Source organism: Ciceribacter sp. L1K22 (assembly GCF_017599385.1).
Lineage (GTDB): Bacteria > Pseudomonadota > Alphaproteobacteria > Rhizobiales > Rhizobiaceae > Allorhizobium.
Genome location: NZ_JAGFPK010000002.1, coordinates 666,699 through 688,893, shown reverse-complemented (window position 1 = coordinate 688,893; position 22,195 = coordinate 666,699). Strand labels below are relative to the sequence as shown.

The 22,195-nt window shown below is 62.4% G+C and carries 21 protein-coding genes; 9 read left to right on the top strand and 12 right to left on the bottom strand.

What is annotated here, in order from left to right:
- The 4 genes from J5J09_RS21155 to J5J09_RS21140 are packed head-to-tail and all read left to right on the top strand — an operon-like array spanning window position 1 to window position 4,289.
- Window positions 1–1,014, top strand: coding sequence for a zinc-binding dehydrogenase (locus J5J09_RS21155; protein ID WP_208554205.1), 1,014 nt, complete (start codon window positions 1–3; stop codon window positions 1,012–1,014).
- A gap of 60 nt (window positions 1,015–1,074) precedes the next feature.
- Window positions 1,075–1,806 (top strand): histidine utilization repressor, encoded by a 732-nt coding sequence (hutC, locus tag J5J09_RS21150; protein ID WP_208554204.1) that lies wholly within the window; start codon window positions 1,075–1,077, stop codon window positions 1,804–1,806.
- Between the two features lie 43 nt (window positions 1,807–1,849).
- Entirely contained in the window at window positions 1,850–3,142 is a 1,293-nt protein-coding gene (locus J5J09_RS21145) for a hypothetical protein (protein ID WP_246746031.1), read from the top strand.
- Between the two features lies 1 nt (window position 3,143).
- Window positions 3,144–4,289, top strand: a complete 1,146-nt coding sequence (locus tag J5J09_RS21140; protein WP_208554203.1) for an alpha-hydroxy acid oxidase — start codon at window positions 3,144–3,146, stop codon at window positions 4,287–4,289.
- A gap of 34 nt (window positions 4,290–4,323) precedes the next feature.
- Here the strand turns inward: J5J09_RS21140 and J5J09_RS21135 are convergent, their stop codons facing one another.
- Window positions 4,324–5,307 (bottom strand): LysR family transcriptional regulator, encoded by a 984-nt coding sequence (locus J5J09_RS21135; RefSeq protein WP_208554202.1) that lies wholly within the window; start codon window positions 5,305–5,307, stop codon window positions 4,324–4,326.
- Window positions 5,308–5,490: 183 nt separating this feature from the next.
- Here J5J09_RS21135 and J5J09_RS21130 point away from each other — a divergent pair, with 183 nt between their 5' ends.
- Genes J5J09_RS21130 through J5J09_RS21120 form a run of 3 tightly spaced genes read left to right on the top strand, consistent with a single transcriptional unit; the run spans window position 5,491 to window position 8,426 of the window.
- Window positions 5,491–6,447 carry a VOC family protein gene (locus tag J5J09_RS21130; protein WP_208554201.1) on the top strand — a complete coding sequence of 319 codons (957 nt, stop codon included), beginning with the start codon at window positions 5,491–5,493 and terminating at the stop codon, window positions 6,445–6,447.
- 12 nt (window positions 6,448–6,459) lie between these two features.
- Complete coding sequence (locus J5J09_RS21125) at window positions 6,460–7,122, top strand: phospholipase (RefSeq protein WP_208554200.1); 663 nt, start codon at window positions 6,460–6,462, stop codon at window positions 7,120–7,122.
- Window positions 7,123–7,151: 29 nt separating this feature from the next.
- Entirely contained in the window at window positions 7,152–8,426 is a 1,275-nt protein-coding gene (locus J5J09_RS21120) for an ABC transporter substrate-binding protein (RefSeq protein ID WP_208554199.1), read from the top strand.
- A gap of 143 nt (window positions 8,427–8,569) precedes the next feature.
- On the opposite strand, the gene J5J09_RS21115 is transcribed toward J5J09_RS21120, so the two are convergent.
- The 9 genes from J5J09_RS21115 to J5J09_RS21075 all read right to left on the bottom strand — a co-directional run bounded on the left by J5J09_RS21115 (window position 8,570) and on the right by J5J09_RS21075 (window position 17,959).
- The gene (locus J5J09_RS21115; RefSeq protein WP_208554198.1) at window positions 8,570–9,451 is read right to left on the bottom strand and encodes an intradiol ring-cleavage dioxygenase; all 882 of its coding nucleotides are present in this window, start codon (window positions 9,449–9,451) and stop codon (window positions 8,570–8,572) included.
- Between the two features lie 9 nt (window positions 9,452–9,460).
- Complete coding sequence (locus tag J5J09_RS21110; RefSeq protein ID WP_208554197.1) at window positions 9,461–11,215, bottom strand: FAD-dependent monooxygenase; 1,755 nt, start codon at window positions 11,213–11,215, stop codon at window positions 9,461–9,463.
- Window positions 11,208–12,323, bottom strand: coding sequence for a branched-chain amino acid ABC transporter permease (locus J5J09_RS21105; protein WP_208554196.1), 1,116 nt, complete (start codon window positions 12,321–12,323; stop codon window positions 11,208–11,210). Before J5J09_RS21105 ends, J5J09_RS21110 begins: the two co-directional genes overlap by 8 nt.
- A gap of 7 nt (window positions 12,324–12,330) precedes the next feature.
- Window positions 12,331–13,194 (bottom strand): branched-chain amino acid ABC transporter permease, encoded by an 864-nt coding sequence (locus J5J09_RS21100; protein ID WP_208554195.1) that lies wholly within the window; start codon window positions 13,192–13,194, stop codon window positions 12,331–12,333.
- Window positions 13,181–13,900 carry an ABC transporter ATP-binding protein gene (locus tag J5J09_RS21095; protein WP_208554194.1) on the bottom strand — a complete coding sequence of 240 codons (720 nt, stop codon included), beginning with the start codon at window positions 13,898–13,900 and terminating at the stop codon, window positions 13,181–13,183. The genes J5J09_RS21100 and J5J09_RS21095 overlap by 14 nt, the downstream gene beginning before the upstream one ends.
- Window positions 13,901–13,903: 3 nt before the next feature.
- Window positions 13,904–14,623 (bottom strand): ABC transporter ATP-binding protein, encoded by a 720-nt coding sequence (locus J5J09_RS21090; RefSeq protein WP_208554193.1) that lies wholly within the window; start codon window positions 14,621–14,623, stop codon window positions 13,904–13,906.
- A 69-nt stretch (window positions 14,624–14,692) separates the two neighbouring features.
- Window positions 14,693–15,973: an ABC transporter substrate-binding protein gene (locus J5J09_RS21085; protein ID WP_208554192.1), complete on the bottom strand. Its 1,281-nt coding sequence runs from the start codon at window positions 15,971–15,973 to the stop codon at window positions 14,693–14,695.
- 61 nt (window positions 15,974–16,034) lie between these two features.
- Window positions 16,035–17,090: a maleylacetate reductase gene (locus J5J09_RS21080; protein ID WP_208554191.1), complete on the bottom strand. Its 1,056-nt coding sequence runs from the start codon at window positions 17,088–17,090 to the stop codon at window positions 16,035–16,037.
- Complete coding sequence (locus J5J09_RS21075) at window positions 17,087–17,959, bottom strand: dioxygenase (protein ID WP_208554190.1); 873 nt, start codon at window positions 17,957–17,959, stop codon at window positions 17,087–17,089. The genes J5J09_RS21080 and J5J09_RS21075 overlap by 4 nt, the downstream gene beginning before the upstream one ends.
- A gap of 98 nt (window positions 17,960–18,057) precedes the next feature.
- Here J5J09_RS21075 and J5J09_RS21070 point away from each other — a divergent pair, with 98 nt between their 5' ends.
- Both J5J09_RS21070 and solA read left to right on the top strand, forming a co-directional pair.
- A complete protein-coding gene (locus tag J5J09_RS21070; RefSeq protein WP_113458611.1) occupies window positions 18,058–19,008 on the top strand; it encodes a LysR family transcriptional regulator in 951 nt (316 codons plus the stop codon).
- Window positions 19,009–19,108: 100 nt separating this feature from the next.
- A complete protein-coding gene (gene solA / locus J5J09_RS21065; RefSeq protein ID WP_208554189.1) occupies window positions 19,109–20,245 on the top strand; it encodes an N-methyl-L-tryptophan oxidase in 1,137 nt (378 codons plus the stop codon).
- A gap of 61 nt (window positions 20,246–20,306) precedes the next feature.
- On the opposite strand, the gene J5J09_RS21060 is transcribed toward solA, so the two are convergent.
- Complete coding sequence (locus J5J09_RS21060; RefSeq protein WP_208554188.1) at window positions 20,307–21,245, bottom strand: dihydrodipicolinate synthase family protein; 939 nt, start codon at window positions 21,243–21,245, stop codon at window positions 20,307–20,309.
- 150 nt (window positions 21,246–21,395) lie between these two features.
- The gene (locus J5J09_RS21055; protein ID WP_208554187.1) at window positions 21,396–22,091 is read right to left on the bottom strand and encodes a GntR family transcriptional regulator; all 696 of its coding nucleotides are present in this window, start codon (window positions 22,089–22,091) and stop codon (window positions 21,396–21,398) included.
- Window positions 22,092–22,195: the final 104 nt, after the last annotated feature.

The window sequence follows — 22,195 nt, the reverse complement described above, 5'->3', positions numbered from 1 at the left end:
ATGAAGGCGGTACGGCTTTTCGATGCGAAGGACCTGAGGGTGGAGGAGGTGGCCGCGCCGGCTACTCCGCCGGCAGGCTTCGTCAATATCGAGGTCCGGGCCGCCGGCATCTGCGGCTCCGACCTGCACAACTATCGCACCGGCCAGTGGATCTCGCGACGCCCGTCTACCGCGGGGCATGAGTTCTGCGGTCGCGTGACAGCGGTCGGCGACGGTGTCAACAATCTTGTCGTAGGAGATGTCGTTTCCGCCGACTCGCGCATGTGGTGCGGCACCTGTCCGGCCTGCACGAGCGGCCGAAGCAATGTCTGCGAGGCGCTCGGATTCGTCGGCGAGGTTTGTGACGGCGGTTTCGCCGAGGAAGTGCAGTTACCGGCGCGGCTGGTTCTGCGTCACGATCCGGAATTGTCGCCGCATATCGCGGCAATGGCCGAGCCGCTGGCGGTGGCCCTCCATGCGGTCCGCCGACTTGCCGCTCCTGCCGGTGAGCCGGTTCTCGTCATCGGCTGCGGCACGATTGGTGGGTTGAGCGCTCTGCTTCTGTCGAGGCTGCATGACGGTCCGGTGCTGCTTGCCGATCTCAATGCCGAGAAGGCTGGCCTGGTGGCGAGCGTGACTTGCGGCACGGTTGTCCGTCTTGAGAAATCCGAGATTGAAACGGCGCTTTCCGGCGGGCGGCTTTGCCATGCGCTGGATGCCACCGGCAGTATTCAGGCGATCGCACGGGCACTCGATCTCCTGTCGGGCGGGGGAGCACTGGCACTGGTGGGCATCAGTCACGGCACGCTCGACTTCGATCCGAACGTCTTGGTCGAGCGCGAGATTTCGCTCGTCGGCTGCCATGCCTTCGCAGACGAATTGCCGGAAGCTGTGGGCCTGCTGGCCGATCTCGCACCCGCGCTGCAACGTTTCATCGAGGTGCTTCCTTCGCTCGACGACGTGCCTAAGGCTTATGAACGCCTGCTGCGCGGCGAGAGCAAGGCGCTCAAGACGATCATCGAGGTGGCGGGCTAGATCTGGTCCGTCACGTCATCGCGGAGACGGCCTTTCGGGGCGGCAGTGGAGACAGTGAACATGAATACGCTCTCGGATTCCGCCTCGCCGCTCTACGAGAAGGTGAAGGATTTCGTCCTCGGCAATATCGGCAGCGGCAAATGGGGCCGCAACAGCCGGCTGCCGTCGGAGAACGAACTGGTCTCCGCCCTCGGCGTTTCGCGTATGACCGTCAACCGGGCGCTCCGCGAGTTGACCTCCGAAGGCCATCTCCGGCGAATTCAGGGCGTCGGTACTTTCGTCGCGCCGCCGAAGCCGCAATCGACGCTCATCGAGATCAGCAACATCATCACCGAGATAAAGGCGCGCGGCAGCCGTCATCGGGCCGAGGTGGTCGTGCTGGAACGCATCGAACGGCCCGATCCGGAATTGCTGCTCGCTTTCGAATTCGAGACGGTAAAGCCTGTCGATCATTCGGTCGTCATCCATTTCGAGAACGACCTGCCGGTTCAGCTCGAGGAGCGCTACGTCAATCCCGACCTCGTCTCCGGCTATGTCGAGCAGGATTTTACGACCATCGCCACCTATGACTACCTACAAAACGCCACGCCGTTGACCGAAGTGGAGCATCTTATCAGCGCCCTGCCGGCCGGGGAGGATCAGGCACGGTTGCTGCACATCCGCCCCGCAGACTGCTGCCTTGTCCTCCATCGCAAGACCTGGACCGGGCCGGTCATCGCCACCGTCAACACGCTGACCTATGCCGGCAGCCGCTATTCGCTCGGCAGCCGCTACCTGCACGGTGGCAAGTGATCGCCTGTCGCCGCACATCGAAAGACCATCCGGAAAGAATGTCATGAGCCAGCCCACGAGCCGCACAGCGGAAATCAGGAAGATCGCCAAAGCCAGGGATGGCATGGCGGAACGATTGCTGGCAGAGCTGCTGCGGGACCTGTTCCAGATCGAGCCTGAAAACGTCACGATCAACCACGACCAGTACAGCTTGAACTCGCTCAACGGCTTCTTCGAGACTGCCGACGGCGCCTTCTTCTTCAAATTTCACCAGGAGGAGGGTGAGGAAGCGATGAACGGCGAGTATTACCGGGCCGATATTCTTGCCCGCGCCGGTCTTCCGGTCGATCAGCCGCTGCTGATGTCAGTGCTTCCGGGAGAACAGATCCTTGTTTACCGCCGGCGGACCGATCCCCGTTTCTCCGACGTCCTGAGGGCACTGGACCTAGAGGACGATCCTGCGGCAAGGCAAAGAGCCGTAGAGGCGGAACGCCGGCTGAGCGAGGCGGTCCTGAAGGTCTATCTCGACACGCTGCATCCGGTAACCGCCGAGCAGGTGACTGCAGAGCCGGTGCATCGATTGTTCCACCAACGGCTCATTGATCCGCTCACCGGCACATACCCGGGCGGACGGATGGCTAGCTTCTATGTCGGCAAGAGCTTCGCCTTTCCAGACCTGACGCTCGACTGGGATACGTTGTCGCGTTGCCGCTTCGTGGTGAACGGCATCGAATACCGCGACAGCATCAGCGTTCTGTTCGACGCAGCGCATGACCGGCTGGCGCCGCAGCGTCTGGCAGATGCCGGAGGGGTAACGGCGCATGGCGACGCCCACAACGCCAATGTCTGGTACGAAGAGCGGGACGGCACAGCAAAACTCTCCTTCTTCGACCCCGCCTTTGCCGGCGAGAACATTCCGACGCTGCTCGCCGAGGTGAAGACGACGTTCCACAACGTTCTCGCCCACCCGTTGTGGCTCTATGACCCGGCTATGGCGGCAGAGCGGTACAAGGCCAGTGTCGTGCGTGATGGCGATCTCCTCCGCGTCACCACTGACTTCGAGCCAAGTCCGGTGCGTAAAGCCCTTCTCGACGTGAAGGCCGAAGCCTTGTGGCGTCCGCTGCTTGCGCAACTGAAGGCGCGGGACATGCTTCCGGTGGACTGGCGGCCGGTCGTGCGGCTCGGGCTGTTCCTCTGCCCGACGCTGGTGATGAACCTGCGCGCAGGCGTGACGAGCCATAACCCGGTGTCTTCGCTGCTTAGTCTTTCGATCGCGGTCATGGCCGGCAGCGAACCGGTGGCTGGCGAGGATGCCATGTCCCGGTTCTTCGACCTGATCGATCCCGACAGGGACTGACATGACGCCGGTCAACGTTCACGACTTCCGCGATCTCGCCCGCCGCCGCCTGCCGAAAATCTTCTTCGACTATATTGACGGCGGATCGTTCGACGAACTGACGATGCGCGCCAACCGAGCGGATTTCGCGGCGTTGGAGTTGCGCCAAAACGTCCTGGTCGAGCCGCGTCCGCAGGATCTCTCCACCGATTTTCTGGGTGCTCGTCATCCGCTTCCGTTCATGCTGGGCCCGGTCGGGTTTCTCGGGCTCTATGCCGGCAAGGGAGAAGAGAAGGCCGTGCATGCGGCCCGCGCCGCCGGCATCCCGTTCTGCCTATCGACCTTTTCCATCGCCTCGCTTGCCGACCTCCGGGCGGTCACCGACGGGGTACTGCATTTCCAGCTTTATGTGCTGGACGACCGCTCGCTCTGCGAGGAATTCCTGCAGGCTGCGGAACATGCCGGTGTCGATACTCTGTTCGTTACAGTGGACACCGCGATAACCGGCATCCGTGAACGGGACGTGCGCAATGGTTTTCGCTCGCTGACGCGCCTGACGCCGGGTCTCCTTGCCCGTCTGGCGATGAAGCCCCGTTGGCTTGCAGATGTGGCCCTTGCCGGCATGCCCTCGGTCCGCGCCGTAGGGCACCGGCCGGAATTTGGCCGCGGCGCGTTGGAGCAGGCGGCAAATCTCTCCCGCCGGATCGACAAGACTTTGTCCTGGACAGATATCGCCTGGCTCAGGGAGAGATGGACGGGCAAGCTTGTTGTCAAGGGCGTTCTTGCCGCCGAGGATGCGGTGCGGGCGCGCGATATCGGCTGCGACGGCGTGGTGATTTCCAATCATGGCGGTAGGCAACTGGACGGGGCGTCGAGCACGATTCGGGCGCTTCCGGCCATCCGCGCTGCGGTAGGTCCGGACTTCTGCCTCATGCTGGATGGCGGCATTCGTCGCGGCAGCGATATAATCAAGGCGATCGGGCTCGGCGCGGATGGGGTGATGCTCGGCCGTGCCTATGCCTATGGGCTTTCCGCCGCCGGTCAGCAGGGCGTGACCGACGTTATCGGGATTCTTGCGCGGGAGATCTCGATCAGCCTTGCGCTGATGGGTATTGCGTCGATCGACGAGTTGAAGGATCACGGGGCGGAGGTCGTTCGCCCTCGGTAGAGTTAGGTTGACCAGACGGGAGCTGAAAACTGCCTCAATCTGATCGTTCACGCTCCGGCAGGAATGGACCCTGTCCCCAGACTATCGACTTTTCGTGTCTCTCGATGACCTTCTTGAGGTCACTGAATTCCATAACGATATGATCCTGGAACTTGCGGCATGCCGGGTTGGGATAGGTCTTGCGTTTGGTGATGATGCCGAGCGTGCGCTCCGGCTGGGGAATGTCGACGGGAACGATCGATATCTTGTTTTCGCCCTTGAACGAAAAGACCACCGAGTGTGGAAGGATCGCCAGTGCGTCTGTCGATGCGATGTAGTTGACGACGGACAGGAGCGAGCCGCCCGAATAGCGAACCTGGAGTTCGCTGATGCCGAGCGTGATGAGGATATTGTGGAGGTCGAGCACAAGCGGCGATCCGGGTAGCGGCGCCACCCAAGGATAGGTGATGATGTCGTCTATGCTCAGCCGCCTTCGGCGCAGAAGCGGATGGCCGACAGCACAGGTCAAAACGTTTCGACCTGGAAGTATCGGCTGGAAGTCGAAATCGGCCTTCAGATCGGTGCTACCTATCGGGGTGATCGCGACGTCGATCTGGCTGGAGTCAAGTTCCGTCAGTAAGTCCGGCAGGTTGCCGTAGGACTGCTCGACCATGATATCGCGTTCGCGCAGCTGGAAGGACGCGATCATCTGCGAGATAACCGCGTCCATGAAGAACGGAACGCCCCCGACCTTGATACGGCCTGCCGTGCCGGATTGGAAACTGCGAACGATCTCGGCCGCCTTGCGCGAGGCACTCAGGATGGAGCGGCCCTGTATCGCAAGCTGCTGCCCGAGCGGGGTCAGCTGAAGCGGACGTTTCCCTGGTGTAAACAGTGGTTCGCCAACCCGCCGCTCAAGCATCGACAATGTGCGCGACACCGCAGGCTGGGTCATTCCGAGCAGCGCTGCGCCTTCCGTGACGCCCCCGGTTTCCGCGACCGCCGCGAGCTGCACAAGATGGCGCTCATCAATCTTCATAGCAATTTGCTATACAGGACATAAGCAATTTTATCAACAGCTAGTCCCCGCATCTATATAGTCGGAGCATCGGGAAGGATCCGGTCGGACAGGAGGAGGACGGGTGCAGCAGCTATGCTGCGGGAGGGCCCGTTCGATCCGTATCGGCTCCAAACCCGCCCGCGCAGCGAGGAGGAGAAAAGCATGTCGCTCATATCGGGATACCACCATCTGACGCTGAGCACAGACGGCGCACAGGAGGATTACGATTTCTATACGAAGACGCTTGGCCTGCACTCGATCAAGCGAACCGTGCTTTTTGACGGAGTGATCCCCGTCTATCACCTGTACTACGGTGCTCCGAGTGGCGATCCTTCGACGATCGTCACCACATTCCCCTTCAGGAAACCGGGAATCTACGGCAAGCGCGGCACTAACCAGTCGAAGATCATCCAGCTTTCCATTCCGGCGGGCGCGGCCGACTTCTGGGTCGATCGCCTGAACGAGAGGGGCATTGCGGCAAAGAAGACCAGTCGTTTCGGCCTGACCCGCGTGGCGCTTGCCCACCCTTGCGGGATTGATCACGAACTGGTGGAAAGCCCGGCCGATACGCGCGATCCGATCACCAATACAAGCCAGGGCATCGGCCAGGCTCATGGCATACGGGGCATATATGGCGCAGCGATCGCGGTGTTCGATCGCACTTCGATGGACGACTTCCTGACGGTCGGCCTTTCGATGAAAAAGGAGGCCGACAGCGACGAGGGCCTGATGTTCTCGGTTCCCAACAATGGTGGGCCGTCAAGCATGGTCGAAGTGTTGCACCAGCCGACCGGGCCACAGGGCACTTGGACGCTGTCGGGCGGCACCATCCATCATCTGGCGCTCAATACCGTCAACGAGGAAAACCAGTTGAAGCTTAAGGCTCACATCGAAGGGCTGGGCTTCACCGATGTTTCCGACCAGAAGGACCGCAACTATTTCAAGTCCTGCTATGTGCGCTCGCCAGGCGGCGCGCTGTTCGAGATCGCATGGTCGGTCGAGGGTGGCTGGGCAAAGGATGAGCCGGCGGATGCGATCGGCTCTACGCTGGTCTTCCCGCCTTGGTTCGAGGATCGCCGCGAGGAGCTGATCGCCGGCCTCGAACCCGCCAACTTCTGATCGGGGGCGATCATGGCCAGTCATGCTGAGCCGCTGAACACGGGTTTGGCGCCCGAGGATGCAGATGTCCTTTGCGTATTCGTCCACGGACGCACCCAATCGCCCGAGGACATGATTGAGCAGGTTATTGGACGGCTCTCCGTGCGCGGCGTGTCCTTTTGTCTCCCGCGCGCTGCGGAAAAATCCTGGTATGCGGCACGTGCCACGGATGCCCTGACAGAGGCAACGCGCTGCGAGTTGGGTACTTCACTTGACTATCTTCACGGGCTGGCGGGGGCCCTGCGACAGGCCGGAGGCCGGGACAAGCCGCTTCTCATCGGTGGCTTCAGCCAGGGCGCCTGCCTGTCGCTTGAATATGCGATGACCTATGGCCCCTGGAATGGGGCCATGGTCAATCTGACGGGCTGTCGGGTCGGCCAGCCCTCGGACACGCGCCCGGAGCGCGATCTCGACGGCATGCCCGTCTATCTCACCGGTTCGGATCAGGATCCCTGGATACCGGTCCACGCCTTTGCTGAAGCTTCCGAGGCGCTTGGGAGGGCGCGGGCGAGGCTGCGGTGCGAGCTCTTTCCGGGACGAACGCATCAGGCATCCGAGATGGAGGTCGCGGCGCTTGATGCCATGCTTCAGGATCTTGCGGAGGGAAGCCGGCCATTTCGCCGCGTCGCGGCTTAGTTTCAAAGACACAACGGGAGGAGGACAGCATGATTACGCGCAGAAAACTGCTGAAGGCAGGGGCCGCCACTGGTCTCGCCTATGGCTTCGGAGGCCTCGCAGCACCAGCCATCGCTCAAGGGGCCAAGATCAGGCTCGGCTATGTCAGCCCGCAGACCGGGCCGCTGGCGAGCTTCGGGGAAAGTGACGCCTATAATATCGCATCATTCCTCGCGACCGAGGCAGGCAAGAACTTCGAAATCATCGTCAAGGACAGCCAGTCAAATCCGAACCGTGCCGCGGATGTGGCGAAGGAACTGATCCTGTCGGACGAGATCAACCTCATGCTGGTCGCATCGACCCCGGAGAACACCAATCCCGTTGCGACGACCTGTGAGGCCGAAGGCATGCCCTGCATTTCGACCAAGGCTCCATGGCAGCCCTGGTTCATAGGCCAGCAGGGCAATCCAGGCGATCCGGAGAGCTGGAAGCCGTTCGAATTCGCTTACCATTACTTCTGGGGGCTGGAAGACGTTATTGCCGTCTTCACCAACATGTGGGCCCAGCTCGATACCAACAGAAAGGTCGGCGGCCTCTTCCCCAATGATGCCGACGGCAATGCCTGGGGCGATCCGAATGTCGGCCTGAAGCCGGGACTGGCACAGGCCGGATTCGAATTGCTCGATCCCGGCCGCTACCAGAACCTGACGGACGACTTCACCGCCCAAGTCAACGCCTTCAGGCAGGGCCAATGTGACATCATCACCGGCGTCGTTATTCCGCCCGATTTCACGACTTTCTGGAACCAGGCCAAACAGCAGGGTTACAATCCGAAGGCGGTCACGGTCGCCAAGGCAATCCTCTTCCCGCAATCGGTCGAAACGCTTGGGCCTGCGGGCCATAACCTGTCATCGGAAGTCTGGTGGTCGGCGCAGCACCCTTTCAAATCGTCGTTGACCGGCCAGAGCGCGGGCGAACTCGCTGCCGATTTCACCGCGAAGACTGGCCGCCCCTGGACCCAGCCGATCGGCTTCATTCATTCGCTGTTCGAAATGGCGACCGATGTGATGGGCCGCGTCCAGGATGTCACGGATCCCGAAGCCGTCGCGTCGGCGATTGCCTCCTCCAAGGTGGACACGATCGTCGGTCATGTCGAGTGGAACGGCCAGGGTGTTCCGCCGTTCGCCGCCAAAAACGTCACCAAGACGCCGCTGGTCGGCGGCCAGTGGCGGCGCAAGGACGATGGCACCTTCGACCTCGTCATCGTTGATAACAAAACGGCGCCGAACATTCCGGTCGCGGGTCAAATGGAAGCCCTGGCCTGAGGAGGCGTCGAGGGCGCGGCTCGCACCCTCGTTTGCCCTATTCCGCTTACGGTAAAATCCTCGACCGTTGGTCGAGGATTTTGTGTGACACGTCGCAACGGATCAGCAGAGGCTGTGTACAGGACCGCACCAGCCCGTTCACTTCAGCCTTTACGAACCAGCACGAAGTCGTGTTTCACTTCCCAAAACTCTTCGGTAAAGCCGTAGGCGGCGGCGCGCTGCGGGTCTTTTCGACGGTCGAATTTCGCCAGCAGACTCTCCTTGACGCCGAAGACGGCGTCGGAATGGATATACTGATCGTCCGGATCGAAGATGTGGGTGACGAGCGTCTCGTAGCCATCCGCCTTGATGATGTAGTGCAGATGCGCCGGGCGGTAGGGATGACGGCCGAGCTTGCCAAGCAACTGGCCGACCGGGCCGTCGTCGGGGATCGGATAGAATTTCGGCTTCACCGCGCGGAACCAGTAATGCCCGTCCGGCCCGGTGCGGAAGATGCCGCGCAGGTTGAAGTCGGGCTGGATGCCCTTCTGCTGCACGTCGTAGAAGCCCTCGTCATTGGCCTGCCAGACGTCGATCACGGCACCCGCAATCGGCTTGCCCTCTGTGTCGAGGATGCGGCCCTCGATCACCATGTCCTCGCCCTTGGAATCCAGGCAGATATTGGCGCCCATCGGCAATTCGGGTGCGTCGGCCACATGGAAGGGGCCGAGCACCGTGCTTTCCGAGGCACCCGAGGGTTTGCGGTTGTTGACGGCGTCTACCAGCATGGAGACGCCGAGCACGTCTGACAGCAGGATGAATTCCTGCCGCCATTCGTTGCACATCTGGCCGGTGCGCGTAAGGAAGAGGATCGCCTCCATCCATTCGTCCTGGGTCGGCTCGAGTTCCTTGACCGCCTCGTGCAGTTTACGTGTGATGACCTCCATCACCTGCTTCAGCCGCTCGTCCTTGGCGTTGGCGTTGCGGCCAGTGACGACTTCAACGGAGGTCTCCTCGGTGAAATAGCCCTTTTCATGCGCGTCCATGATTGCTCCTCACCGGTCCAGAATGGTTTTCAGCACGCGCCGCAGCTCGCCTTCGGGGTCCTTGACGGCGGCTTCCGCGCGCCAGGCGACGTGGTGGTCCGGCCGGACAAGAAGCGCGCCGGAATCGCGGATCTCGCGGGCGCGGGCCCAGTCGCCGGAAAAATCCTGCCAGGTCTGGCGAGGGCCGATCTTGTGGACCGCGATCGGCAGGCCGAATTCCTTCGACAGGGACTTGGCGGCCGCCACCCAGCCATCGCCGCCGATGCCGGTGAGAACGGTGAAGACGCCATGGCCAGTCAGATCAAGGCTTGAGACCTTTTCGCCCTCGGGGCCGAAGAGCCAGACATGCGGCAGGCGGGCGCCGGGCCAGGTGGTCGGCTGGTAGTGCAGTTCGGCATCCTTCTCGAAGGCCGGTTCCGGCTGGCCATCGGTGACGACGGCGTCGGACTTGTAGCGCTGGTTCATCTCGACGCCATGGGCGTCGAACTCATAGACCTTGGCGGCAATCGCCTGGCGGATCGCCTCACGCTGCTTCTCCGCATCCGCCGTGTCGTTGCAGCGGGCATCCATGTTTTCCTGCATCTTCACCGGGTCGACGGAATCGAGCAGGCCGAGGGCCTTGAAGATCGGGCCGAATTCCTCGATCGACTTGTTGGCGCGGGTAACGATCTGCTTAGAGACAGGGGCGCGTTCGGCCTGGTAGCTCTTGAGCAGGCCCATGCCGGCCTGGCCGCGGATGACGGCGGCGAGCTTCCATGCAAGGTTGAAGGCGTCCTGTATCGAGGTGTTGGACCCGAGGCCGTTCGACGGGGGATGGCGGTGGGTCGCATCGCCCATGCAGAAGACGCGACCATTCGACATTGATGTTGCGTACATGTTGTTGACGGTCCAGGTGGAGACCGACTTGATCTTCGGCTGCAGGTCCTGGACACCGACGAGATCGCGCACGACCTTGGTGGCGAAGGTTTCGTCGACGGCGGGTGCCGGCTGGTTGATGTCGTAACCCCAGACGATCAACCACTCGTTCCACGGGCGGACCATGCGGACGAGGCCCATGCCGATGCCGCCGACATCAGCGCCCGGCTGCAGGACCCAGTAGAGCACCGAGGGACGGTGGGCGACGTAGCGAGAGAGGTCGCATTCGAACAGGATGTTCATCGAGCCGGCGACACCCATCTTGCCTTCGAAGGTGAGGCCGGCATGTTCGGCAACCTTGGAGTTGCCGCCATCGGCGCCGACCAGGAATTTCGAGCGCACGGTGAATTGCTTGCCGGTCAGGCGGTCAAGGCAAGTGGTGGTGACGCCGTCGGCATCCTGCACATGGCTCACATATTCCGTCGACATGCGTGACTGCGCGCCGCGCGAACAGGCCGTCTTGAAGAGCAGGGGTTCCATATAGGTCTGCGGCAGGTCGTTCATCCGGCCGGGCGAGGACAGGAGATGTTCGGCGCGCGAGAGCGGATGGTTACCCCAGCTTTGCATGCGGCCGATCTCTTCGCCGGCGACCGCCGTGCAGAAGACGTTCTGGCCCATCAGGTCCTGTTCGGTCGCGAACATATAGGCTTCGTCCTCAACGTCGCGGCCGAGATCGCGCAGGACCTCCATCGTGCGCTGGTTGGTGATGTGGGCGCGCGGCGTGTTGGCGAGCCAGCGGTAGCGGTTGATGACCATGGGCTCGAGGCCGTAGCTCGCGAGCAATGCGGCCGTTGCCGAGCCGGCCGGCCCGGTGCCGATGATCAGGACGTCGGTTGTGATGTCAGCCATTTGGCCCTCCCTTTGTCGTTTGTTCAACCGATCCGCCCCTCAAGGTGCGGCGGACCGGAAAGAGTTCGATGCCGGTGCGGTCGGTGATCAGGCCCCAGATCCCGCGTGGCGCAAACAGCATGGTGATGATGGCAATCGCCCCGAGCAGCAGCAGGTACCAGGACCCGTAGCTCGACAGCGCATTCTGCATCAGGAAGAAGATGATGACGCCGACGATCGGCCCTTCGATGGTGCCGATGCCGCCGATGATGACGATGAACAGCACATAGGCCGTCCAGTCGGTGAGCGAGAAGGCAGCATCCGGGGAGATACGGGCCTTCTGCAGGTAGATGATCGCGCCGACGATGCCGGTGATGAAGGCGGTCGAGAGGTAGATCACGAGCTTCAGCCGGAGGGCGTCGACACCGAGGGCCCGGGCGGCCGTCTCGTTATCGCGCACCGCGGCGAGGCCCAGCCCCTGCTTGGAGCGCAGCAGGCGGTAGACGAATAAGATGGTCAGCACGAGCACGAGCAGAGCCAGCCAGAAGGCGACCGCATCGGCGGCAGCTGCAGCCCGCATGCCAAACATGTCTTCCAGAAAGGCCACGCCGAACATTTCGCGCGTCGCGTCGCGTGGAAGGGATGTGCCGGTGCCACCGCCGAGTGCCTTCCATTGAGCGAATAGCAGCCGGCCCACCTCGGCGATGACCCAGGTGCCGATGGCGAAATAGGGGCCGTAGAGGCGGAAGGCGAAGAAGGCTGTCGGGATGGAAACGAGGACCGCGAAGAGGCCGGCAAGCGGGATCGCCAGGATCGGATCGAGACCGAGCAGGATGACGAAGCCAAAGAGGGCATAGGCACCGCAGCCGACGAAGAGCTGCTGGCCGACGGAGATCAGGCCTGCGTAGCCAGCGAGAAGGTTCCAGCTCTGGGCGAGCGCCAGCATGGTCAGGATGAAGAAGAGATCCTGCACCACGCCGCGCGAGGCGACGAAAGGGGCTGCTGCCAGGAGCAGCACGAAGAGGACGGCCGCGATTGAAAACAGCGCAGAGAGGCGGGTGCGCGTCTCGACCCGCCAGGATGGTGAGGGGCGCATGACATTCGACAGGATGTCTCGGTTTGTCGTCATCGTCACCTCAATCGACAGCGCGGGGAAAAAGACCCCGCGGGCGGAACAGCAGGACCAGCAGGAAGGCGATATGGCCGGAGAGGATCTGCCATTCCGGGTTGATGGCGGCACCCAGCGTTTGTGCGACACCCAGAATGATGCCGCCGGCAAGCGTGCCCCAGAGTGAGCCGAGACCGCCAATGATGACCGCTTCGAAGGCGTAGATCAGGCGAGCTGGTCCGGCGGTCGGATCGAAATTGGCGCGGGTGCCAAGATAAAGCGCTGCGATGGTGACGATCACCATGGCAAGGCCGGTTGCGATGGCAAAGATCTGGTTCGGGCGGATGCCCATCAGACCTGCTGTAACAACATCGTCGGAGGTTGCGCGGAATGCGCGTCCGAGGGCGGTCTTGTAGATCAGTTGGTTGAGGCCGACGATCACCAGAATCGCGGAGGCGAAAGTCAGCAGCGGCATGACGCCGGCATTGATGCCGACGAGCGAGAGCGATGCCTGTTCAAGTGCGCCTGCCGGGATGCGCTGGCTGTCGGCGGTAAAGGCGTCGAGCAGGCCGTTCTGGATGACGATCGACAGGCCGAAGGTGACGAGCAGCGGCGGCAGGATGTCCTTGCCGAGCGTCCGGTTGAGCAGGTGATATTGCAGTAGGTAGCCGATCGCGAACATCAGCGGGCCGGCGATCAGCGCAGCGACGAAGGGGTTGAGCCCGAGCGTCGAGACGAGAAGCAGGATGAGGAAGGCGGCAAAGACGATGAGATCGCCATGAGCGAGATTGACGAGCCGCATGATGCCGAAGACCAGCGACAGACCCGCCGCGAAGAGGGCGTAAAGCCCGCCGAGCAGAATGCCCTGGAAAATGGTATCAAGCCAGTTCATGGGTTTCCGCTCCGAAATAGGCCGCATGGATCTCCGCGCGGTCGAGGTCCGCCGGGCGACCTTCCAGCGTGACCCGGCCTTCCATCATGCAATAGACGCGGTCCGCGACCTGCAGCGCCTGGGCGATGTCCTGCTCGACGATGACGATGGCGGCACCCGTTTCCCGGATGCGCGGGAAGGCGGCGTAGATGTCCTTGATGACAACGGGGGCGAGGCCGAGGCTCAACTCGTCGCAGAGCAGCACTTCCGGATTGGACATCAGCGCCCGGCCGATTGCGACCATCTGCTGCTGCCCGCCGGAGAGTGCCGTCGAGGGATTGCGGCGCCGCTCTTTCAGGATCGGGAAGAGCTCATAGACGGTTTCGAGCGACCAAGGCCCATCGACTTTGCGGCCATAGCGACCGACGAGGAGGTTCTCCTCGACGGTGAGCGAGGGGAAAAGCCGGCGGCCTTCCGGCACCAGCGCAATGCCGCGGGCCATGACGTCGGGGGCGGCGAGCGCGCCGATTGGTTCGTTCTTGTGGCGGATCGCATCCGGTTGGTTGCGCAGGACGCCCGCAATGGATCGCATCAGTGTCGATTTGCCCGCGCCATTGGCGCCGATCACGGCAATCGTCTCGCCGGGATGAAGGACGAGGTCAACGCCGAACAGGGCCTGGAAGTCGCCGTAGAAGGCGGTGAGGTTCTTCGTTTCGATGAGGCTCATGGTTCAGACCTCCATGCCCAGGTAGATTTCGCGCACTTCGCGCGAATTCATGATGGTCTGCGGATCGCCATGGCCGATGACCCGTCCAAAGTTCAGGACGAGGATTTTCTCGACGACCGCGTTCAAGGCATGCAGAACGTGTTCGATCCAGATGATCGCCATGCCGCGCTGGTGGACGCGTTTGATGGTGGCGACCAGCTGCCGGCACTCACCTTCGGTCAGTCCGCCGGCGATCTCGTCGAGCAACAAGAGCTTCGGCCTGGTCGCAAGTGCCCGGGCGAGTTCCAGCCGTTTGCGCTCGAGCAGGGTAAGGCTGCCGGCCGGGCGGTTGGCCTTGGCGATGAGGCCCGTCTCCACCAGGATTTCGGCGCAGAACTCGGCGACGTCCGCTTCGCTGCTTTCGCTGCCGAAGGCGCCGGCGACAAGCAGGTTTTCATAGACCGTTAGCCGCTCGAAAGGCTGGGGGATCTGGAAGGTGCGGCCCATTCCGGCAAAGCAGCGCTGCATGGGCGGGACAGTGGTCACGTCGCGACCATCGAAATGAACAGTGCCCTTGGCAACTGAGAGGTTGCCGGTGATCAGGTTGAACAACGTCGATTTGCCGGCGCCGTTCGGCCCGATGACCCCAAGCGCTTCGCCTGTGTCGACGGAAAAGCCGATATCCTCGGCGACCACGAGGGCCCCGAAGGATTTCGACACACCTTTCAATTCCAGGATCGGCATGGACACTCCTCCGTCAGGCTGGCGGCGGCCCGGAACGATCTGGACGCCGCTGCCGTGGGTTCACAAGGTTCAGCTGAGCGCTTCCATCTTGCCGCCGAGAGGGATGTTCGTTGCCTGGCCGTTCTCGACGACGACGAGGTCGTAGCCCCCGCCGGATTTCAGGCGCCACTGGCCGCCGACAAGCGGGGTCTTGGCGACATTCTTCTGGGCGAAGGGCGGCAGGTTGGCGTCGTTCCAGGCGATCGGGCCGACCAGCGTGTCCAGCTTGGTTTCGCCGATAGCCTTGGCGACCGCATCGCCATCCGTCACATCTTCCGCCCGCTTCATGACGTCGACCGCCAGTTCAAAGAGCGCATGGGCAAAGCCGATCGGCTGTGTCCATGGGCGGCCGGTCGCCGTGGTGAAGGCTGTCGCAACATCGGCAGCGGTCTCTTCTGTCAGCGAAGACGTGAAGGGATGAGACAGCGTCCACCAGACTTCGGTCGAGAGGTTGTGGCCGGCATCACCCAGGGCTTCCACCGTCTGCGGGAAAAGCAGCGCCTTGCCGATCGAGGCGATCTTGGGTTTGAGGCCCTGCTGCTTCGCCTGATTCCAGAACGTGGTGAGGTCAGGCGGGATCATCACGCCGGTGAGGATCTCGGTCTCGGCCTGCTTGAAAGCGTTGATCTGGGCGGAGAAATCGTCCGTCAGGTTCTGGTAGCGGCCGGTATCGGTCAGGCCGTAACCGAGCTTTTCAAGCACCGGCGGGAAGCCGACGACCTTGTCGCCCCAGGCGTTGCCGTCGCCGTCGTTCGGGAAGAGACCGCCCACCTTTTTGTTGGTTTCGATCTGGCCCCACATGCCGGTGAAGACGGCAATGATGTCCTCCAGACCCCAGAAGAAGTGGTAGGCATAGTTGAAGGGCTTCCAACTGGCCGGGTCGCCAGGGTTGCCCTGCTGGCCGATGAACCAGGGCTGCCACGGGGCAACCGTCGAAAGGCAGGGGATCTGTTCGGCTTCGCAGGTTGTCGAAACCGGATTGGTGGTTTCCGGCGTCGAGGAGACGAGCATCAGGTTGATTTCGTCGTCGACGATCAGTTCCTTGGCGACTTCGGCGGCGCGGTTGGGGTTGGACTGGCTGTCCTTGACCACGACCTCGTAGTTCAGGCCCATCTTCTTCGTCGTCGCAAGGAAGCTGTCGATGACGAATTTGTCGGCTTCGCCGAAGGCGGCAAGCGGCCCGGTCTGCGGGCTGACATAGCCGAGTTTCACGGCTGCAGACTGCGCAATCGCAGGAGCCGCAAGGCCCGAGGTCGCCAGCACGGCGCCGCCGGCTGCCGTCGTCTGCAGGAATTTGCGTCGCGTAAACATATTTCCTCCCATCATGGTCTCTCCTCCCAAAGAGCGCGCAGCGCGCGAGATGTCGTTTCGGTCAGTCGGGCCTGACGCCCTCCCAGGCCTGTTGCAGAAGTGTGCGGATCGACGTCCGGTCGATCGGACGCGGGTTCCAGTAGGGGTTTTCGGTAGCGATATCGGCAGCGCGATCGAGATCGGCTTCAGTGAGCCCGAAATCCTTGAGTGACAGCGGCGCGCCGATCGACTTGGCAAAGTCCCAGAGACCGCCGCCGATGGAGCCGCCGAACAGTTCGGCGGCGCCTGAGAGTTCCGCTTGCGCGGCCTCGGCATTGAAGGCGGCCGTGTGCGGCAGCATGACTGCATGGGTTTCGGCATGCGGCGTGTCGAACGAGCCGCCCAGCGTGTGGCAGATCTTGTGGTGCAGTGCCATGCCGACGGTGCCGAGCACGGTGCCGCAAAGCCAGGCGCCGTAAAGCGCCTCTGCCCGCGCATCGGTGTCATGAGGGCCCTTCACCAGAACCGGAAGGCTGTCCCGGAATGCCCGTAAACCGTCGAGCGCCATCAGTGTCGAGACCGGGTTGCGATCCTGGGCGTAGAGTCCCTCGACCGCATGGGCCATGGCGTTGAGGCCGCTGGTGACGCTCATGCCGACGGGCAGGCCAAGGGTGAGGTCGGGGTCGTAGATGACGACTTCCGGCAGGATGCTGGCGTTTCGGACCGTGGTCTTTCGACCGCCTTCGGTCTGGCCGAGGATCGGCGTGACTTCGGAGCCGGCATAGGTCGTAGGGATGACGACCTGCGGCAGATCGGTGCGGTAGGCAATCGCCTTGCCGAGACCGGTGGTGGATCCGCCGCCGAGCGAGACGACGCAGTCGGCTTGCGCGTCGCGGACGACCTTCAGCGCGGTCTCCGTGACATCGACTGGGGTATGCATGACGGCGCCAGCGAAGACGCCGACGGAGAGGGTAGTCAAGCGCTCCGACAGGGCTTCGGCATCAGCCTTCTGATAGGGAGTCGACAGGACTAGCGCGCGGCGGCAGCCCAGCGCCTCAACGGCGCTGCTGACCTCGGCGCTGCGGCCGGAACCGAAGAGGATACGGGCCGGATTGCCGGCATAGGTGAAGCTCTTCATTTGCTCCTCCCGGGACGTGCGCGGACCATGACGAAACGGATGTTGACGCGTGAGGCCGGCTTGCCGTCGATCAGGGTCTGCTCGAAGGAATGCACCAGTTCCGGCCGAACGCCGAACAGCGCGTCTTCGCCGAGTCTCGGATCATCCGCGTCGTAGATGTGGGTGGTGATCGTCTCGAAACCCGGGGCGCGGACGACGAAATGCAGATGGGCCGGACGGTGCAGCGGATAGCCCGCCTGGGCGAATAGCCGGCCCACTGGCCCGTCACCGGGTACGCCGTAGCCGGCGGGCCGGACCGTGCGATAGTGGAATTTCCCGTCCTGATCGGGACGGAACAGACCCCGCAGATTGAATTCCGGCTGGAGATCCGGCTGCTGGTTTTCGTAGTAGCCCTCGGCATTCGCCTGCCAGGTGATGATTTCGGCGGTCGTGATCGGCAGGCCGTCGAGATCTTCGACGCGGCCCTCGACCAGCAACGGTAAACCTGCGCCATCCAGCGAGATGGAACTGCCCAAGGCCCGTTCCGGGGTGTCGGTCCGGAAGAAGGGACCGCGGATCGTGTTGGGGGTAGCACCGGAGGGACGGCGGGTATTGATCTCTTCGACAAGCGCAGAGGCGCCGACGAGATCGGAAAACAGCACCCATTCCTGGCGGCGTTCGTCCGAGGCGTGGCCGACCTCGGTCAGGAAGTCGAGGACCTTGCGCCACTGCTCCTGGGTAGGGCGGAACTCCTTGATGAGTTCATGGACATGACAGACCACGGCGGAGAGCAGGCGGGCGGTTGCGTCATCGGGCGTGCCGAAGCGGCTGGTGAACGCCTCTGATGACGTCGCTTCGTCGAAGGTGATGAGTTCGGCGGCCCGCGACATGCATCTCCTCCCAAATCCGCATTGCTGGTCGAGAGGAAGCTAGCAGGGCTTGCATGCAGGATTGATGATTTGTTTGGGTGTCAATATAACAATCCGTTATGAAGTTCGACGAGCGACATCTCATCCAGCTGGCTGCCGTGGTCAAAACGGGTGGCGTGACCGAAGGTGCGGCCCTCCTGGGGTTGGCACAGCCGGCGGTGTCGCGCACCCTGTCGATGCTGGAAAAGCGGGTGGGCGAGCCGCTCTTCATCAAGGGGCGGCGCCCGCTGCAGCCGACGCCGCTCGGGATTGCGCTGGCAGAACACGGGCTTGCCATGCTGGCGGCGTCGCGCAAGGCCTCCGATCTGATGGAAAGCTTCCGGGTCGGCAAAAGCGGCGTGGTGCGTGTAGGCGGCAGCCCTTTCTTCATGGATTCGCTGATCGCCGGTATGTGCGCCGAGTTTCAGGCGACGCATCCGGATGTGCGGATAGATCAATCCTACGGCTATTTTCCGGATCTGCGTGCGGCGCTGAAGGCCGACCAGATCGATCTGGCGATCTGCCCGATCGACATTCTCGACGAGGGCTCGGGTCTTGCCTTCCAGCAGATCCTCCCTGGCCGCAATGTCATCGCATGCCGCGTGACCCATCCGCTCCTGTTGAAGCGCCGTGTGCAGCCGTCCCATCTTCTCGACTATTCCTGGGTGGCGCCGCCGCCGGGCAGCCCGCTTTTGGCCGACCTCAGAGCGCTGCTCCTCTCCTTCGGTGCGACGGAAATCCGAATCCGCTATTCCGGCGGGTCGCTGGCGAGTGTCGTCAATTATCTGAAGGGCGCCGATGCGCTGACCGTGATGCCGCATAGCGTGGTCTTTGCGCAGCGCAAGGAAAAGACGATCACGGCCCTGCCGATCAATATTCCGCACCCGGAGCGTGCGCTGGCCATCCTCAGACGTGTCGACGCGCCGCGGTCTCCGGCGGTCGAGCAGTTTTCATCCTTCGTGCGGTCGAGCTTCGAGAACCTGCGCCACCTGATCAAGCGTCATGAAGAGGCGGTCGTCTGGGGTAGTTGATCCGGTGTACGGAACATTCTGTGTCGCCGCGAGACCATGTAAGAGCTCTACCGTGATGCAGGATGAAATTTTCACAAAACAATACGCCGGAGCTTGATCTATGACGACGATATATGATGTTGCGGTGATTGGTCTCGGCGCTATGGGGAGCGCGGCGCTCGCCTATCTCGCCGGTCGCGGTGCCAAGGTCATCGGCATCGAGGCGAAATATCCGGCGCATGCGCTGGGTTCGTCGCATGGAGACAGCCGACTGATCCGGCTTGGCTACTTCGAAGACCCGTCGTATGTGCCACTGCTGCAACGCGCCTACGAGAACTGGCGGTCGCTGGAAACGCGGCTTGGTGCCGATATCCTAACGGTAACCGGCGTGCTGCAGATCGGGATGCCAGACAGCAAGATCGTCTCAGGCACGCTGAAATCCAGCGCACTGCACGGTCTTCCGCATCTCGTGCTCGACCAGAAGTCGATGGCGGAACGGTTTCCAGCCTTCCGGCTGGATGAGGGCGAAATCGGCGTCTTCGATCCGCAGGGCGGCTATATCCGGCCGGAAGCTGCGATCATGGGCTATCTGAAGCTTGCGGCCGCCGATGGTGCCGTCATGCATTTCGGCGAGCGGGTCACGGCAGTGGAGCCGTCCGACGATGGGGTCACGATTCTTTCAAACGAAGGTCGTTATCACGCACGGAAGATCGTGGTTGCAACCGGGGCGTGGATCGCGGAGCTGGTACCGGAGTTGCGTGGCATGGCGAACCCGATCCGCCAAGTGGTTGCCTGGTATCAGCCGAGTGACGGTTTCGTCGCGCAGCCCGAACGCATGCCGTGCTTCCTGCGCGACGAGGGTGCGGAAGGGTCTTATTTCGGCTTTCCGGTAATTGGGACGGATGGCGTCAAGATCGGGCGGCATGCGCATTTCCGGGAGGCGATCGATCCCGACCTGGAGAATCCGCCGGTCAACGATGCCGACCGGGCGCTGCTCGACGGCTTCGCAAGGAAGCGGCTGCCGAGCGCGGCATCGGTGAGGATGAAATCGACCACGTGCCGTTACACCATGCTGCCGAGCGAGGATTTCCTCATCGACGCTATCCCGCACCAGAAGAACGTTGTGATCTGCTCGGCCTGCTCCGGCCATGGCTTCAAGTTCACGAGCGTGGTGGGGGAAATTCTGGCCGACCTCGCGCTGGACGGCGGCACGTCGCTGCCGGTCGATGTCTTCAAGTTCGAGCGTCACGTCAGCTGAGGGTCACGCTTCAGAACGAAAAAAGGCCGCCTGTGAGCGGCCTTCCGTGGTCCGGAGACAATCAGGCGGCCGGGTAGCGGGCGGCGTACCAGGTGCGGAAGAGCGTGTATTGGTTTTCCAGATGGCGGCGCTGCGACGGGCTCAGTTCGTCGGTCTCGTTGAAATGCAGCGTGTATTCCGCGTCGCCGTTCAGCACCATCAGGTACTTATAGTGAAGGACGAGGTCGGGGCCTTCGTCGTAGGTCGAGAGCACCATCAGGGCCTCTTCCAGTTCGCGGGCGTCACGGCGGGCCTGAGGGTCGCCCTTGGCTGCCTTTTCACACAGCGAGACGAGGTGCAGCACTTCCTTCGGGAGTGCGTTGCCGATGCCGGTAATGGCGCCGCCAGCACCGCAGTTGACATAGCCGTGGTAGACGCCTGTGTCGACGCCGACCATCAGCGTCAGCGCGTCATCGCCGGAGGTGATGTTCTCGGCGGCATAGGTCATGTCCTGCTTGCCGCCGAACTCCTTGAAACCGATCAGGTTCGAGAAACGGGCGCGCAGATCGAAGAACAAGTCGGCGCGAGTGGCGAAGCCGTAATAGGGGCTGTTGTAGATGACCGCCGGAAGCCCGTTCGCCGCTTCGAGGATGGCGGAGAAATGGGCCTTCTGGGCGCTGACCGAAGAGCCACGCGACAGGACGCGCGGAATGACCATCAAGCCCTTGGCGCCGACCTTCGCCGCGTGAGCGGCATGGCTGACGGCCGATTTGGTGTTCACTGCGCCGGTGCCGACGATAACCGGGACGCCGGCTTCCGCGAGACGGCGAACGCCTTCCTGGCGTTGTTCGTCGGTGAGCAGCGGCCAATCACCCATCGAACCGCAATAGACGACGGCGGACATGCCGAGGCCGATCAGTTCCTTGCCCTTGCGGACGAGCGCATCGAAATCCGGCGTGCGGTCCGGCTTGCACGGCGTCATGAGGGCGGGAATGCATCCCGTAAAGACTGAAGCTGTCATTTTCGCATCCTGCCACCGGCGCTGGTGTTGCCGGGCCTGTTTCAGTGGAACATGGCGTTTGGTAGCACTATGTCGAATTCTTGTCGACAAAAAAAATACAAGATTCGAGTTCGGGTCGAATTACGCCTCTGATCCCGATCGGGGCAGCCTTCAGAGGTCGATGCTGTCTCTCGATTCTGCTGAGATGTAGGAGCGGATCTGTGTGACGATCTGGTCGGCGTGGGCAGAGGCCAGAGCGTCTGCCCTGTCGACATCACGATCGACGATCGCCGTGATGATCTCCTCATGCTCGGCGACATATTGCCGGGGCAGCATGTCGTTGAACGAAGAATAGTAGAGGCGCAGGATGCGACGGCCTTCATCCAGCAGTCGAGTAAAGAGGTCAGTGTAATACCGGTTGCGACCGGCCTTGGCGATTGCCACGTGGAAATCACGGTTCGTCGCGATCATTGCGAGCACGTCCCGCTTGCCGACCGCCTGTTCGAAGGCCGCCTGGAGATCGCGAATGGTGTCGATGTCGGACGGTATGTGTCGCGCCGCAGCAAGCCGCGTGGTTACGCGGTACATCAGCGTGAGCGCGTCGAAGAACTCCGGCAGGGCTAGAAAGTCTATGTTGGCAACGACCGTGGCGCGGTTTGGCAGCGTTGTGATCAGTCCTTCAGCCGCGAGCCGTACCAGGGCCTCTCGGATCGGGGTGCGGGAGAGTGCGAAGCGATCGGACAGCTGCTGTTCGTCGAGCGGGCTGCCGGGTGCGAGCCTGAGTTCGATAATCTCGTTTCGAAGCGTCTCGTACACGGCGGAGACGCCGAAACCACGTCGATGGGTGATCTTGTCCGTTTCCGTCAATGGACGCTCCTTCTCGATGGTGCCCGCGTTATTCTTCCTTAGCGGAATTGAGAAGGGGCGCCAAACAATAGAGCGTCGAGTGCAAACGGCGAGCGTCGGGCCAC